Below are 16,732 nucleotides of genomic sequence, written 5' to 3'. Positions count from 1 at the left end.
TACTTTTTCTGATTTTACAAATTTATAAGCAATAAAGTTATTTACCGGGGAATCTGCGGGAGATCTTTATTAATAGTAGCTTTTCTTCTCAGGGGCTCTTGTTAAGCGGGTTGTAGAATAGTTCCACATCTTTGTGGAGCAGTTCTACAACCCTTCTTTTCATTTTTAGCTTTTCTTGAATGTTTAATACTCTTATTTACTGATGTTTAGACTTTATTGATTTCATCAATACTTTTGAGGTACAATTATTGGAGTACAAGTGCAAATAGGTATTTGTAGATTTAAAATGATTAGCCAATGAGAAGTTTGAAAACAGTGTTGATTATCTTGTTGTGTATGTGTGGTATACATGTGCAAGCACAACAGTTGGAAATAAAAGGTTTAGTGACGTCATCGGAGGATAAACAGCCGCTTATCGGAGCTACGGTTGCCGTAAAAGGGGTACCGGGAAGGGGAGTGGTAACGGATATGGACGGCCGTTACACTCTGAAAATAGAACCATCAGATAAAATCCTTGTCATATCCTATATAGGAATGAAATCGTCTGAGGTCAAAGTGCCGAAGAATGGAGTCTTGAATGTGGTGTTGCAGCCCGAATCACTTAATCTGGATGAAGTTGTGGTAACCGGATACGGAAATTTTTCAAAGTCATCCTTTACCGGATCAGCTAACACCTTACGGGCCGACATGCTGAAAAACGTACCGGTACTTTCTGTAGAACAGAAGTTGCAAGGTATGACCACGGGGGTAAATATTACTTCCGGTTCCGGCCAGCCAGGAGCTAACCAGAGTATCCGTATCCGTGGTATGGGTTCATTCAATGCATCCAATGAACCTCTTTTTGTGATTGACGGTATACCGGTCACTTCCGGCAGTATGGGAGCCGGTACGGGGGCCGATGCTGCCTATATGAATAATGCCAAAACAAATGTGATGAGTACTCTTAATCCTGCCGATATCGAGAATATTACAGTGATAAAGGATGCCGCCGCCGCTTCTCTTTACGGTTCGCGTGCTGCGAATGGGGTGATTTTGATCACTACCAAGAAAGGAGCGGTAGGGCGGACTAAAGTTACTTTGAGCGCGAGCGGAGGCTTTTCTAATGCAGCTGTCAACTTCCGTCCCACATTGAACGGTGAACAACGCCGTGAAATGATTTATGAAGGTCTTTACAACTCTGCAGTAGATAAGGGGCTCCAATCTCCCGAAGCATATGCAAACGCAAATATTGATACATATGCAGGGATACCGGAACTGGGATATACGGACTGGAGGAAAGAACTGATCCGAACCGCTCATAATCAAAACTACGAGGTGACTGCTTCCGGAGGTAACGAGCGAACTACTTTTTATGCTTCTCTCGGCTTTAACCGTCAGGAAGGTCTGGTCGAGAATTCTAATCTGGACCGTTACTCTGCCCGCCTGAACATGACACATAAAATAGGTAGCCGTGTCGAGGTAGGAGGTAACATGATGTTTACCCAGATAAGTCAGGAGATGAACGAGGAGCGCGGTTCCAATATCAATCCCTTCCTTTGTGTTGCTGTGTCTGCCACACCTTCCATGCCTGTGCGTGACGCTTCGGGCAACTATGTGGGGTCTTATATAGGCACCAATGTGAATCCGCTTCGTGACATCCGTACTGACTATAACCGCAGTCGTATGACACGTATGTTCTCCACCGGTTATGCTTCGGTAGATATCATCAAAGGATTGAAACTGAAAGAGACCCTGAGCTATGATTATACTGTACAGAAAGATTCCCGCTATTTGAATCCGCTTAGCGGGGCAGGCCCCAAGAGCGGAAGTGATGCTCAGACCTCAAAGGGATTTACCGAATATGGTAAGCTATTGTCGTCTACTTCACTCAACTATACCCACACATTTGCCGCTAAGCATCACCTTGACATTTTGGCTGCCTATGAACTGGAAAGCTATCAGAGTGATAAAGCTATGGGAGAGAAGGCTAAACTCCCCTCGGATGTGTTGCTTGAGCCGGATAATGCCGCTGTGCTGAAAAGCTTTGTTTCTTCTACGCAGGCATACAGAATGATTTCTTACCTGTCCCGTTTGAACTATGATTACGATAATCGTTATTATATTGCAGGCAGTTATCGCCGCGATGGCAGTTCACGTCTTGCTCCGGAAAGCCGGTGGGGAGACTTCTGGTCTGTTTCCGGTATGTGGCATCTGAGTAGTGAACCTTTTATGGAGGCTGTGAAGCCGGTATTGAACGATGTGAAAATCCGTGCTTCTTATGGTGTCAATGGGAATCAGCCGGGAGCTTTTTACGGATATATGGGGTTATACAGTTATGGGCAGAACTATATGGGGGCAGCAGGTTCATACGAGTCTGCCCAAGCCAATCCCAAACTGAAATGGGAAAAGAACTATAATCTGAATATTGGGCTTAGCCTGACTTTTATTGACCGTATCTTTGTGAATCTCGAATACTACAACCGCGATACAAAGGACTTGCTTTATAATCGCCCTATTAGTTCTACTACCGGTTTCCTGAATTATCTTGCAAACATCGGTCAGCTCAACAACAAAGGGGTGGAGTTCGAACTGCGTACAATTAATTTTGCCGGTCCTAACTTCAACTGGACATCGGTGTTGAATTTAACACATAACCGTAATAAAATCGTGGCACTGGACGGAGATATAAAGCAATCTGTCGAGGGCTCCTGGTTTATTCATAAAATAGGTCTTCCTTACAATAGTTTCTACGTGAAAGAGTTTGCCGGAGTAGACCCGTCGACCGGGAAAGCTCTTTATTATCTCAATACACAAGATGAACAGGGGAATTATAATAGAGAGATGACTGACGATGCTTCTAAAGCGCAAGCTATTCCGTATAAATCTGCTGATCCTAAGATATCGGGAGGGTTCACTAACATCATTTCTTATAAGTGGTTTGATCTGGGACTTACCTTTACCTATTCGCTGGGAGGATATTCTTTTGACAAGACAGGAACTCTGATAGAAACCGACGGCAGCAAAGAAAAGTCATACAACCTGCCTGTATATGCTTTGGACCGTTGGCAGAAGCCGGGAGATAGAACTGATGTGCCTCGTTTTGTATTGGAACAGGGAGCCGGTCCACAAAATTCATCCCGCTATATTCACAGTACCGATCACATCCGCCTCAAGAACCTGACACTCGGTTTCACACTTCCTGGCAGATGGGTACAAAAGGCACTGATAGAGAATGCACGTGTCTACTTCTCAGGAAGTAATCTGCTGACATGGGCCAAATGGAAACAGTATGATCCTGAAGTACCGGTTAATGGTGAGGTGTTCTGTGAGGCTCCTCCCATGCGTACCTTCAATTTTGGGGTTGAGATAACTTTCTAAATCATTCATCATTATTAATATTCAGATATATGAAACGTACACTTATATACATGTTTGCCGCTATGTCGCTTGTGGGTTCTTCTTGTTCCGGCGACTGGCTGAATTTAAATCCATCTACCTCTGTGACTACTCCGCAAGCCATCCGTACACTTGAGGAAGCACAAATAGCTTTGAACGGCATTTATCGCATTGCCGCTTCACATAGTTATTATGGTGATAATTATCTCTATTATGCCGATTGCCGTGGTGAAGATGTTCAAGCACGTGTCAGCAAGGGAGCCGGAAAACGTGTATCACCTTATTATGAGTTCAATGTCACGGCAGATGATGCCTTGAATATTACCCGTGTATGGAATCAGCCTTATAGTGTCATTCATCAGGCAAATAGTCTGCTGGAAAGAATAGAATCCGGTGCGGTGGTTACCGATGATGCTGTGGCTCTCAACTGTATCAAAGCTGAAGCGCTTGCTTTGCGCGGATTGGCTTTGTTCGATCTCACCCGTCTGTTTGCTATGCCCTATACCTTGAACAATGGTACTTCTTTGGGAGTACCTATTGAGATTAAAACAACTTTGCCTACTCACCAGCCTGCCCGCAATACGGTGGCCGAATGCTATCAGCAGGTGATAGACGATATGACAGGTGCACTGAAACTCTCGGCACTTTCCGCTGATAAGAAAAACGGTTATCTTAATGTGTGGAGTGTCAAAGCATTACTTTCACGGGTATATCTTTATATGAATGATAATGAAAAGGCTCTCGCCTTGGCCAAGGAAGTGATGAATAACGGTGGATTGTATCAGTTGTTCACACACGATGAATATCCTACAGTATGGGGAAAAGACTTCAGTTCTGAGTCACTGTTTGAGTTTTACTACACTCTTTCCGAGCCTGATGGCGGAACGGGAGGTGAAGGCGCTCCGATGGTTTATGCCGATAATGTGAAGGATTGGAACAACCTTGTACTGACCAAAGCATTCCTCGATCTGTTGGGAGAAGATCCGGATGATGTGCGTCATTCATTGAATCGTTTGCCGGAGAAACCGGAAGAGGACCTATTGCCCGAAGGTTCCAAGGGTCATCCTAAATATCTGAATAAATATCCGGGTAAGACGGGGGATAATCCGCAGGATAATGACATTTGTATAATCCGCCTCTCCGAAGTTTACCTGAATGCTGCCGAAGCTGCCTTTAAGTTGGGGGGAGCAGAAAATCTGAAATTTTCTTTGGATTGTCTTAATGCCATCGTGAGTCGTGCTAATCCGGTGAAGTGCGTGAAAGAATCGGAGTTGAGCCTGGAGCGTATCTTGAAAGAACGCCGTAAGGAATTGGTAGGAGAGGGACATGCTTTCTTTGATGCCATGCGAAATGGTTTGTCTGTAAATCGTACCGGTGGTTGGCATTTGCCTTCTGTAGCTGCTGCTGCGGTTATTGCTCCGTCTGATCCGCGGGTAGCATTACCTATTCCGCAGGCGGAGATAGATGCTAATCCGAATATGGTGCAGAATCCGCGTTAATGCTTTCTGGGAGGTGAGATATACCGGTTTCCCGGATGACAAGGCTCGAACCGGCATATTGTGAGACACCAGACAGTTATTCACTGAGGAATCTGCGGGCGATCTCTATGAGTGTATCTTTTCCTCTCATTTCGTCTTCTTGCAGCATATCTACCTTAATGTCCGGTTCAATGCCGAACTCGATGTGCTTCATCTCCGCATCGAAGTGCGGGCTGGCGGAGAAACGTACGCTCCACCCGTTGGGTAATTCGGAGGTAAAGGGCATACCCGATCCTCCTCCGGTTTTATCTCCGATGATGGTGACATTGGGCAGGCAACGCATGTGGTTGACAAAATCGTTGGTTGCGCTGAAAGAACGGCGATTGGTCAACACGACTGCTTTCTTTTGCCAGCGTACCCCATTGGCCGGTTCCAGATAGATGGCATAGGGTTTAGAGAAGTCGTTGTGTCCGGTTCCTGTCTTATGGCAGATGTATCCTGTCAGAACCTTTTCGTTAGTGAATCGGGAAGCGATGCGGGCGGAATTTGTCGCGTTTCCACCACCATTATCGCGCACATCGATAATTAGTCCATTGCATATGGCCAGGTAGGAGAGCACTTCGTCCAAGTTGCCGTTGCCAATCGGGTCGGCAAAGCTTTCATACCGTATATAGCCGATGTTGTCTTTCAGTATCTTATATTTGAGGCCTGCTGCCGTACGATAGTCCGTACTGGCACGGCCCAGATAGGAATCTTCAACCAGGTCTGCACGGAAGTTACGGGGATAATCCTGATACCAGGCGTCGTAGTAAGACACGTTGTGTGCCGAAGCCAGATTGACATGCCCGTCCTGCAATTCATAAAGCATTTCACTCAGAACTTCGAACAGCCCTTCGTTGCTCATATTCGGGGTAATACGTTTTTGATATTGGGTATAGATATCATCCCAGTCGATTTGTTTGTAATCGAGAAAGCAATATTGCCGGTCGATGATTTTCCATAACTGCTCAAAGTTTCCTTGTGGATCGTTGGCATACTCTTCTTCCCGGATACAGGAAGAGAGGAGAGCCAGAAAGAAAATCAGGCAGAAGCTTTGTTGCAGGATACTATGGATAGGAGGATTCTTCATGATTCACTTCTGTTTTAATAGGCTCTGACGGCAGGTGGCAGGGGAGTTCCGTTCTTATTTCGGATACGGAACAGATCGTGTACAAATCCCACCATGAAAACTTGTGAATAAGTATGTGTTTTGATTCCGTTCAGTTTGGATTGTTGGAGATCACACAAATAGCTAAGGCGCATTTTGGTATATCTGATTGGAAAGTCGACTGATATCATCTGTCGTAACGCCGGCTGATTATGCAGAGAAGTAAAACGGACTACGCCACTGGCGTGTCCGAGTGTGAATATTTCGTAGTAAGATTGCCCGTAATGGGGAGAGAACATGAGCCCTATTACCGGAAGATTAACCTGGTAACGTAATGCCAACGGATAATTTTTTATTTTTGTATGCCAGATGGCCATTCCCGAAGCGTCCAGGTTGATGTAAGCACGGGCTGAGGCCGGATTGTTGGTATTGCGCAGATTGTAGACAAAGCCGCCGTTGAAATCTCCCATTCCTCCGGCAAGCAGCTTAAAGTTGTCTGTTATGCGGAACTGATAGTGCAGTCCATAGTTCCAATTCACTAATCCGGCAAATGTATTGTTGTTATCTACCCGGTTGTGAGTATATGCCAGGTTTGCCTGGAAAAAGTTCTGTACCGAGACATTGCCATCGCCCCAGGCGGTCATACGCATTGTTTCGCGTGAGATACGAAATTCGATACCTTTATATTCCTGCGGAGAAAGATAGGTGTCGAATACATTGGTGTATCCCACACCGTACATGGTGGCACGTGTCACATAGCGGGTAGCTTGAAGTGAGTCTGTGCCGTTACCATTTCCGTTCCCTCCAAAAGAAGGGAGAGCGATTGCTATCATTAATAATAGCAATATACTTGTATTTACTTTCATACGCAGTTTTATCTTGGACTTGTGCTAAAACAGCTTCATCTGTCCGGTCATTTCATCGAGTATGTCGTTTTCTGTTTTACCATTGTCCGGGTCCAGATTTTCCGGTTCTTCATCCGTGTTTTCATCATCCGTGGTTTGTGGCGGATCCGGGAAACGGGTCGGTTCCAGTTCGTTGATGGTCTCTACTGTATAAGTAGTGAGACGTTTCCCTTTGGCCTTAAAACCTTTGACGGCAATGAACTCTTCGGCATCAATGACAACAGGTTCGCGGAAACTGTCGTGACCTCCGAAGATGATCTCCAATCTTGGGTAATACTCATCCGTCAGTAAAATCAGGCGGTTATGTTTGTTCTCACCCAGATAGTTCTGCTTACGGGCAGTGGCTTCGAAGCAGAAACGTTTCAGGTACGGATAGTTCTGTTGGTCGGCATCATAAAGCGCAGCCGTCCATATCTTGTTGGCATCGAACTTCTCGACGATACTCACATTATCTTCGTAGTGATTGCTGAGATCGAAGTTTGAGGTATAGAACTCTCCGGTGTTCAGCACAACAAGGATGCTGTCGTCGCTCTGGAACTCACCCAAATATTCACCCCGGCCGTCGTAATTGAGGCGGAGCACATCGCGGTCGAACCATACTTTACGTCCGCCCAGTGTAGAGCCTCCCCGTTGTTTCAATACAATTTTGTGTACCGGCAGGCGTGTCAGAATGACACCCAGACTTTGTCGGCTGCGAATGGTCACTTCACTGAAATCACGCTCGAAGATGATGCGGCGTACACGAGGATTAGGTTTCAAGGTGACCTTGATGATTTCAGCTTCACCATTGGGGTTGGCACTGAAATAAGAAATGCGTGAATCGGGTTTACCTTGTGTCACGTCGTATTCACGGTCGCGTACGATGGAAGTGACTGCAAACCGTTTGATATAGTGTGTTCCTTCTGCACCGTCGCGGTAGGCTACGTTGTAGATGGTGCGTTTGTCATTCTTCTTAAATACATTGACGTAGATTACGTTTTTGCCCACAAACTTTTTGTCGGCTACGGGAGTGACCATGTAACGCCCGTCCCGGTAGAAGATGATCACATCATCGATGTCCGAACAGCATGCCACGAATTCGTCTTTCTTTAATGACGTTCCGATGAAACCTTCTTCACGGTTGATATAGAGCTTTTCGTTGGCTTCCACCACTTTGGCGGCTTCAATGGTGTCGAAGTTGCGCAACTCAGTACGTCGGGGGAAGTTTTTCCCATATTTATCTTTAAGCATCCGGTACCATTGGATGGTGTACTCCACGATGTTGGCCAGATGATTGTTGATCTCGGCAATGTCTTCGTTCATGCGGGCAATAGCCTCTTCCGCCTTGTCGGAATTGAACTTCAGGATACGTCCCATCTTGATTTCCATCAGGCGGAGGATGTCTTCTTTCGTCACTTCACGTATGAATTGCGAATAGAAAGGAGTCAACCGTTCGTCGATGTGTGCGCAGGCGGCATCCATATCTTTAGACTGTTCGAACTCTTTATCTTTATAAATGCGCTCTTCAATGAATATCTTTTCAAGAGAAGCGAAATGCAGGCTTTCCTGTAGTTCGTCTTTCTTGATTTCCAGTTCCTGGCGAAGCAGGGACAATGTATTGTCGGCAGATTTTCTCAGGACGTGGCTGATGGTGAGGAAGTGAGGCTTCTGATCATCAATCACACAACAGTTGGGCGAGATGCTTACTTCGCAATCCGTAAAAGCATAGAGGGCATCGATTGTTTTGTCCGATGAAGTGCCCGGAGCCAGATGGACAAGGATCTCTACGTTGGCTGCTGTGTTGTCGTCTACCTTGCGTATCTTTATTTTTCCTTTGTCGACGGCTTTCAGGATGGAGTCGATGACCGAAGTCGTAGTCCTGCCATAAGGAATTTCGGTAATGGCGAGTGTTTTATTGTCTACTTTATTGATTTTAGACCGTATCTTTACTGCTCCACCGCGTTCACCGTCGTTGTATTTCGACACGTCAATAGAACCTCCGGTCTGGAAGTCGGGATATAGTTTGAACTCTTCGTTTCGCAGGTAACTGATGGAAGCGTCGCAAAGTTCGTTGAAGTTATGTGGTAAGATCTTGGATGAAAGTCCTACGGCGATACCTTCCACTCCTTGTGCCAGCAAAAGTGGGAACTTCACCGGCAAGGTGATAGGTTCTTTGTTTCGTCCGTCATACGACAGTTTCCATTCGGTTGTTTTAGGGTTGAACACTACATCGAGTGCAAACTTTGACAGGCGTGCTTCGATATAACGGGGAGCGGCCGCACCGTCACCGGTGAGGATATTACCCCAGTTACCCTGGCAGTCGACCAATAAGTCTTTCTGTCCCAACTGTACCAATGCGTCACCAATAGATGCATCGCCATGGGGGTGAAACTGCATCGTATGTCCTACAATGTTAGCCACCTTGTTATACCGTCCATCATCCATGCGTTTCATGGAGTGCAGGATGCGGCGTTGCACCGGTTTCAGTCCGTCATTGATATGGGGCACGGCTCGCTCGAGGATAACGTATGAAGCATAGTCCAGAAACCAGTTCTGGTACATTCCTGTAAGTTGATGTTTAATGCTTTCGTTATGTGAGTCCGCCGGCTTATAGTCAGAATGTCCTTCCGTAATCTCGTTGTTCTCTTCGCTCATAAAATCAAATTTCCCTCTGGTTTTAACAACAAATTATCTTTTTTACATCATTATTGGGTGATGTGCAGGCAAAAATACGAATTTAATTGAAAAAAATCATTTACTTTGCAGATTATTTCTGAGTCTGGCTTACAGGCAGATGTATGAAATGTAAATTGTAAATGACTAAATTGAAAATAAGACGATGGCACAAGAAGATGTTTTTAAGAAGTTAGTATCACATTGCAAAGAATACGGTTTTGTGTTCCCCTCAAGCGATATCTACGACGGATTGGGCGCAGTGTATGACTACGGACAGATGGGTGTTGAACTGAAAAACAATATTAAAAAATACTGGTGGGACAGCATGGTGCTGCTGCACGAAAACATTGTCGGCATTGACTCTGCAATTTTTATGCACCCTACCATCTGGAAGGCTTCCGGACATGTGGATGCATTCAATGATCCGTTGATTGACAACAAAGACTCTAAAAAACGCTATCGTGCCGATGTACTGATCGAGGATCAACTGGCTAAGTACGACGATAAAATTAATAAGGAAGTAGCCAAGGCTGCCAAGAGATTTGGCGAAGCTTTCGATGAAGCCCAATTCCGCAGCACGAATGGCCGTGTTCTTGAACATCAGGCAAAGCGTGATGCATTGCACGAACGTTTTGCAAAAGCACTGAATGATAACAATCTGGAAGAACTTCGCCAGATCATTATCGACGAAGAAATAGCATGTCCTATTTCCGGGACCAAGAACTGGACGGAAGTCCGCCAGTTTAATCTGATGTTTTCTACCGATATGGGGTCTACTGCCGATGGAGCCATGAAAATTTATCTTCGTCCGGAAACTGCGCAAGGTATTTTCGTAAACTACCTGAATGTACAGAAGACCGGTCGTATGAAAGTTCCTTTTGGTATCGCTCAGATCGGTAAAGCTTTCCGTAACGAAATTGTAGCCCGTCAGTTTATCTTCCGCATGCGTGAGTTCGAACAGATGGAGATGCAGTTCTTCGTTCGTCCGGGCAGCGAATTGGAATATTTCAAGAAATGGAAAGAAATTCGTTTGAAGTGGCACAAGGCACTTGGTTTTGGCGATGATCATTATCGTTTCCACGATCACGATAAATTGGCTCACTACGCGAATGCCGCCACCGATATTGAGTTCCTGATGCCATTCGGTTTCAAAGAAGTAGAAGGTATTCACTCTCGTACTAATTTCGATCTTTCCCAGCACGAGAAGTTCTCCGGAAAGAGCATTAAATATTTTGATCCCGAGTTGAATGAATCGTACACTCCGTACGTAATCGAAACTTCGATCGGTGTCGATCGTATGTTTCTCAGCATTATGTCTGCCGCTTATTGTGAAGAACAGCTGGAGAACGGTGAAAGTCGTATCGTATTGAAATTGCCTGCTGCATTGGCACCCGTGAAGTTGGCTGTAATGCCGTTGGTAAAGAAAGACGGACTGCCTGAAAAGGCTCGTGAGATCATTGACAATCTTAAGTTCCACTTCCATTGTCAGTATGATGAAAAAGACAGTATCGGTAAACGCTACCGTCGTCAGGATGCCATCGGTACTCCGTACTGTGTGACTGTTGACCATCAGACATTGGAAGACAATTGTGTGACACTGCGTAATCGCGACACTATGGAGCAGGAACGTGTGGCAATCTCTGAATTGAATAATATCATTGCCGACCGGGTAAGTATTACCTCGTTGTTGAAAACAATCCAATAACTCTTTAGCGAATGAACAAAAAAATCTATTTATTACCGTTGCTGTTACTGGCCCTTATCTTTGTTTCTTGTGAAGAGACGAAAGAAGCTACAAAGTTTGATAATTGGAGGGCACGTAATGAAGGATATATTGATTCTTTGAAGACGGTATTTGATGACAAGAAGGATCCCGAGCTGAAAGCTTTTGCACCGGAAATAAATCCTAAGTTGCGAATTTACTATAAGAAGAAAATTTCTAATGATACAGGAGCTATTCCTCTATATACCGATTCTGTAAATGTATTCTATCGTGGAAGTTTCATTTTTGGAGAAACATTTGATCAGAATTTTAAAGGGGATAAACCGGGTCCATTTGATTCACCAAGTAAATTTGTTATCCAAAGTTTTATTACAGTTGGTGGTGTCTCTGCTTGGGCCGAGATATTACAACGTATGCGTGTTGGAGAAAGGTGGCTGGTTTATATCCCGTGGCAATTGGCTTACGGAACAAGCGGATCTGATAAAATTCCAGGCTATTCGACCTTGATCTTTGATATGCAATTGGAAGAAATATTGGATGAATAAAGGATAGGTTCCACTGGATATTGAATCCCCTAATTTTTGGCTTAATTAAAGGTTGAGGCAAAAGTCAGGGGATTTTTTCTATGGATTTATTAGTAAATATTACTTTTTTTATTTTGATAGAATGGAATATATCAACGATTTAATCCGACGGAAGGACCACCTTTTATCGGAAGATGAAGCAATGAGTTTACTTGAAAATGGAGAATACGGAGTGTTATCTATTTCTTCACCTGAAGAAGGTGTTTATGGCATTCCCATTAATTATGTATGGGATAAACAACAGTCTATCTATTTTCATTGTGCTCCCGAAGGGCGTAAGCTTTGTATACTTCAAGACTGTAATCAGGCATCGTTTTGCGTGGTAGGACGCACGCGCGTTGTTTCCAATCAATTTAGTACCGAGTATGAAAGTATCGTGATTAACGGGACTATGATTTGTCAGTTAGAAGAAACTGAGAAGCGAAAGGCATTGGAACTTCTGCTTGATAAATATTCTCCGGAAGATAAAAAGGTGGGGTTGAAGTATATGGAAAAGTCTTTTCACCGTACCCACGTCTTGAAACTTGTTATTAAAACAATATCCGGTAAGTGTAAGAAAATGAATCAGCCCTGTCCGGATTATTAAGAAGCCCCTGCCTTATCTCTCCTTTGTTTATCTTTTGTTTTTTTAGCATGGGTTATTTTTCTTTCGCAAATGTAATCTGGATTACATTCTTTTTAAATGGAAATCCCTTTCTTTGCATAAATACATAGCATACATACTATGAAGGTAAAAGAATATATCCAATGGTTACTCCCTTCGCGTAAGTGGAGAGTACTTGCGATCATTATAACAGGTGTGATTGTAGGTGGAGGGGCTCTGACCCTTTATATGCTTCGGGCACATACCTATCTGACCGATGATCCGGCTGCTTGTGTTAATTGCCATATCATGGGACCGTATTATGCGACGTGGTTTCATAGTTCGCATAGCAGGAATGCTACATGCAATGACTGTCATGTTCCACACGAAAATGCAGTGAAGAAATGGGTATTCAAGGGAATGGACGGTATGCGTCATGTTGCCGTATTCCTCACCCATGGAGAAAAAGATGTGGTTCGTGCCAATGGTGAAAGCTCGGAGGTGATTATGAATAATTGTATTCGTTGTCATACACAACTGAACACTGAATTTGTAAGTACAGGACGGATAGATTATATGATGTCTCAGGTAGGTGAAGGGAAAGCTTGTTGGGACTGTCATCGGGACGTACCGCATGGAGGAAGTAACAGTGTCGCATCCACTCCTAATGCGTTAGTCCCTTATCCGGATTCTCCTACACCGGAATGGTTGAAAAAAATGATCGAATAATATAGAAAATCAAGATAACAGAATTATGGAAAAGAAACTGAAATCATGGCAAGGATGGTTGTTGTTCTGCGGAGCGATGGTAGTCGTTTTTGTGCTTGGGCTTGTTGTCTCGGCGCTGATGGAACGCCGGGCAGAGACGGTAAGCGTTTTCAATAACAAACGGGTGGAAATTACCGGAATAGAACCACGAAACGAAGTGTTTGGGGATAACTACCCACGTGAGTATGAAACATGGAAAGAAACGGCTAAGACCGATTTCGAGAGTGAATTTAACGGTAACGAAGCGGTAGATGTACTTGCACAACGTCCCGAGATGGTGGTGCTTTGGGCCGGCTATGCATTCTCAAAAGATTATTCGACTCCGAGGGGACATATGCATGCTATTGAGGACATTACACATTCACTCCGTACCGGTGCGCCGATGGATGATAAAAGCGGGCCGCAACCTTCTACCTGCTGGACTTGTAAGAGTCCGGACGTTCCTCGCATGATGGAAGCTATTGGAGTGGATTCGTTCTATAATAATAAGTGGGGAGCTTTCGGTAGTGAGATCGTCAATCCGATAGGTTGCGCCGATTGTCATGAACCGACGAATATGAAACTTCATATTAGCCGTCCGGCTTTGCGCGAGGCATTTGCCCGTCAGGGGAAAGATATCGATAAAGCGACTCCGCAGGAAATGCGTTCGTTGGTATGCGCACAATGCCACGTGGAATATTATTTCAAGGGAGATGGCAAATACCTGACTTTCCCTTGGGATAAAGGATTTTCGGTAGAAGATATGGAAGCCTACTATGACGAGGCCGACTTTGCCGATTATACACATGCACTGAGCAAAGCCCGTATACTGAAAGCACAACATCCGGATTACGAGATTTCTCAGATGGGAATTCATGCCCAACGCGGAGTGTCGTGCGCCGATTGTCATATGCCCTACAAAAGCGAGGGAGGCATGAAATTCAGCGATCACCACATTCAGAGTCCGTTAGCTATGATCGACCGGACTTGTCAGGTTTGTCATCGTGAGAGCGAAGAGACATTGCGGAATAATGTATATGACCGTCAGCGTAAAGCGAATGAAATTCGTGGCCGTCTGGAACAGGAGTTGGCTAAAGCGCATATTGAAGCTAAATTCGCCTGGGATAAAGGTGCGACGGATACTCAGATGGCAGAGGCGTTGAAGTTGATTCGCCAGGCCCAGTGGAGATGGGATTTCGGCGTGGCTTCACACGGTGGTGCGTTCCATGCTCCGCAAGAGATACAGCGCATTCTGGGACACGGACTTGATAAAGCTTTGCAGGCCCGTCTTGCCATCTCAAAAGTGTTGGCTCAGCATGGCTATACAGCCGATGTGCCGATGCCTGATATTTCGACTAAAGAGAAAGCGCAGCAGTATATCGGTCTCGATATGCAGAAAGAGCGTGAAGCGAAAGATAAATTCCTGAAAACAGTAGTACCCGAATGGTTGGAGAAAGCGAAGGCTAACGGTCGTCTGGCTAAACTGTAAACTATGTGGCAGAAACCTTGGGGATATAAAGAAGGGTTCGCCATCTGTGGCGGACTTTTTCTGACAGGCATTTTCCTGCAAATGACGTTGGGGAAGTGCACACTTTCCATTCTTTCTTACCCTGTGAATGTGTGTGTAGGGTTGCTATATGTCGTTATCTTGTTATCGGCCTACACCTTTTCACAAAAGAGTTATTTTATCCGGTGGATGGGGAGCTGCCAGGCCGCTGTTTCATCCATGGTGTCAGTGGCCGTGCTCACTGTAGTGATGGGACTGATCCGCCAGGTGAAGTCCGATATACCTTTGTCCGGTATTGAAACCTGGTTGGGATTTTCCCAAATGTTGTCCGCCTGTTCGTTTGTGCTGTTGTTCCTCTGGATGGTCACTTTGTTGGGGTTGACCACCATTCGGCGGATTCATCATTTCCATTGGCGGGACGTTCCTTTTGTGCTGAACCATCTGGGACTTTTCCTTGCACTGACCGGAGCTGTATTGGGAAATGCCGATATGGAGCGTCTGCATATGACTACAAAGATAGGACAAGCCGAATGGCGGGCTTCCGATGAAAATCAGAAAATGCGGGAGCTGCCTTTGGCTATCGAGCTTCAGAACTTTACGATCGATGAATATCCCCCGAAATTGATGTTGATTGACAATGAAACAGGTAAAGCACTGCCGGTCGGGAAGCCGGAAAACCTGCTGATTGAAGATGATTTTCATGCCGGGCATTTGCTCGATTGGGAAATCCACATAGAGAAGAAACTCCCTTTGGCAGCCAGTGTAGCGACTCAGGATACTTTGAACTTTGTGGACTTTCCTTCAATGGGAGCTGCTTATGCTGTCTATCTGACGGCAGTGAATGATAAAACAGGCCGGAAACATGAAGGATGGGTGAGTTGTGGCAGTTTTATGTTTCCTTATAAGGCTATCCGTCTTGACGATCAGACCAGTTTGGTAATGCCTGAGCGTGAACCTCGCCGTTTTGCATCCGAGGTGAAAGTTTATACGGAGTCGGGACGCCGTGATTCGGCTACGATTGAGGTAAATAAACCTTTTGAGTTGGAGGGATGGAAAATATATCAGTTCAGTTATGACGAGTCGAAAGGTCGCTGGAGCGATATAAGCGTGTTTGAACTGGTTCGTGATCCGTGGTTACCGGTGGTTTATACCGGTATCTGGATGATGATAGCCGGAGCTGTCTGCCTGTTCGCCCTGTCACAGAAAAGAAAGGAGGACAACGTATGAGTTGGGATCATTTTGTGATATTTGCCATGGCAGCTCTTCTGTGTTGGGCTATCGGTGCCGTTGCCGCATGGAAAGAGAAACGCCAGTTTGTTGTTTATGCAGCCACGTTGGCAGGACTGGCCGTCTTTTTTGCTTTTATCCTTGGGATGTGGATTTCATTGGAACGGCCTCCGATGCGTACAATGGGTGAAACCCGATTGTGGTATTCTTTCTTTTTACCTTTGGCAGGCATCATCACTTATAGCCGCTGGCGATATAAGTGGATTCTGAGTTTCAGCTTTGTTCTTTCGCTTGTATTCATCTGTATCAACCTGTTTAAACCCGAGATACATAATAAAACCTTGATGCCTGCTTTGCAAAGTCCTTGGTTTGCACCGCATGTCATTGTATATATGTTTGCTTATGCTATGTTGGGCGCAGCGGCCGTTATGGCGGTATACCTGCTTTGGATCAAGAAAAAAGCTACCGAAGAACGTGAGATGGAACTGTGTGATAATTTGGTCAATGTAGGACTATCCTTCATGACATTGGGAATGTTGTTCGGAGCTTTGTGGGCTAAAGAGGCCTGGGGGCATTACTGGAGTTGGGATCCGAAGGAAACCTGGGCGGCAGCCACGTGGATAGGCTATCTCTGTTATATCCATTACCGGATGAACAGGCGGCAAAAAGTACGTGTGGCACTTGTCGGACTCCTCATCTGTTTTGCATTGCTGCAAATGTGTTGGTATGGCATTAATTATCTGCCATCGGCACAGGGAACCAGCGTACATACGTATAATTTGAATTGATAAATCGCTAACT

12 protein-coding genes are annotated in these 16,732 nt (G+C 45.1%); 9 read left to right on the top strand and 3 right to left on the bottom strand.

The window, feature by feature from the left end:
- Window positions 1-297 precede the first annotated feature (297 nt).
- Entirely contained in the window at window positions 298-3,357 is a 3,060-nt protein-coding gene (locus tag ISX59_RS06955; RefSeq protein WP_220575760.1) for a TonB-dependent receptor, read from the top strand.
- Window positions 3,358-3,386: 29 nt separating this feature from the next.
- Entirely contained in the window at window positions 3,387-4,874 is a 1,488-nt protein-coding gene (locus ISX59_RS06950; protein ID WP_122142946.1) for a RagB/SusD family nutrient uptake outer membrane protein, read from the top strand.
- 76 nt (window positions 4,875-4,950) lie between these two features.
- Here ISX59_RS06950 and ISX59_RS06945 read toward each other — a convergent pair whose 3' ends face one another.
- The 3 genes from ISX59_RS06945 to ISX59_RS06935 are packed head-to-tail and all read right to left on the bottom strand — an operon-like array spanning window position 4,951 to window position 9,539.
- Window positions 4,951-5,982 (bottom strand): S41 family peptidase, encoded by a 1,032-nt coding sequence (locus ISX59_RS06945; protein ID WP_032540343.1) that lies wholly within the window; start codon window positions 5,980-5,982, stop codon window positions 4,951-4,953.
- A 14-nt stretch (window positions 5,983-5,996) separates the two neighbouring features.
- On the bottom strand, window positions 5,997-6,833 hold the full coding sequence (locus tag ISX59_RS06940; protein ID WP_229066957.1) for a DUF3316 domain-containing protein: 837 nt from the start codon (window positions 6,831-6,833) through the stop codon (window positions 5,997-5,999).
- 57 nt (window positions 6,834-6,890) lie between these two features.
- Window positions 6,891-9,539: a DNA gyrase/topoisomerase IV subunit A gene (locus tag ISX59_RS06935; protein WP_122142943.1), complete on the bottom strand. Its 2,649-nt coding sequence runs from the start codon at window positions 9,537-9,539 to the stop codon at window positions 6,891-6,893.
- A 184-nt stretch (window positions 9,540-9,723) separates the two neighbouring features.
- Between ISX59_RS06935 and ISX59_RS06930 the strand changes: the two genes are divergently transcribed.
- From ISX59_RS06930 to ccsA, 7 genes are all read left to right on the top strand, one after another.
- Window positions 9,724-11,265 (top strand): glycine--tRNA ligase, encoded by a 1,542-nt coding sequence (locus ISX59_RS06930; protein WP_005779103.1) that lies wholly within the window; start codon window positions 9,724-9,726, stop codon window positions 11,263-11,265.
- Window positions 11,266-11,276: 11 nt separating this feature from the next.
- Entirely contained in the window at window positions 11,277-11,828 is a 552-nt protein-coding gene (locus ISX59_RS06925) for an FKBP-type peptidyl-prolyl cis-trans isomerase (protein WP_005779102.1), read from the top strand.
- A gap of 121 nt (window positions 11,829-11,949) precedes the next feature.
- Window positions 11,950-12,453, top strand: coding sequence for a pyridoxamine 5'-phosphate oxidase family protein (locus tag ISX59_RS06920; RefSeq protein ID WP_220575759.1), 504 nt, complete (start codon window positions 11,950-11,952; stop codon window positions 12,451-12,453).
- Window positions 12,454-12,591: 138 nt separating this feature from the next.
- On the top strand, window positions 12,592-13,179 hold the full coding sequence (gene nrfH / locus ISX59_RS06915; RefSeq protein ID WP_005779097.1) for a cytochrome c nitrite reductase small subunit: 588 nt from the start codon (window positions 12,592-12,594) through the stop codon (window positions 13,177-13,179).
- Between the two features lie 25 nt (window positions 13,180-13,204).
- Complete coding sequence (gene nrfA, locus ISX59_RS06910) at window positions 13,205-14,686, top strand: ammonia-forming cytochrome c nitrite reductase (RefSeq protein WP_032540342.1); 1,482 nt, start codon at window positions 13,205-13,207, stop codon at window positions 14,684-14,686.
- Between the two features lie 3 nt (window positions 14,687-14,689).
- On the top strand, window positions 14,690-15,931 hold the full coding sequence (locus ISX59_RS06905; protein ID WP_032540341.1) for a cytochrome c biogenesis protein ResB: 1,242 nt from the start codon (window positions 14,690-14,692) through the stop codon (window positions 15,929-15,931).
- Window positions 15,928-16,719 (top strand): cytochrome c biogenesis protein CcsA, encoded by a 792-nt coding sequence (ccsA, locus tag ISX59_RS06900; protein ID WP_005811936.1) that lies wholly within the window; start codon window positions 15,928-15,930, stop codon window positions 16,717-16,719. The genes ISX59_RS06905 and ccsA overlap by 4 nt, the downstream gene beginning before the upstream one ends.
- Window positions 16,720-16,732 lie beyond the last annotated feature (13 nt).

The organism is Bacteroides sp. FSHCM14E1 (assembly GCF_019633785.1).
GTDB classification, from domain to species: domain Bacteria; phylum Bacteroidota; class Bacteroidia; order Bacteroidales; family Bacteroidaceae; genus Bacteroides; species Bacteroides hominis.
Note: the sequence above shows the minus strand (reverse complement) of the source record. Positions and strands in the feature narration are given on the sequence as shown.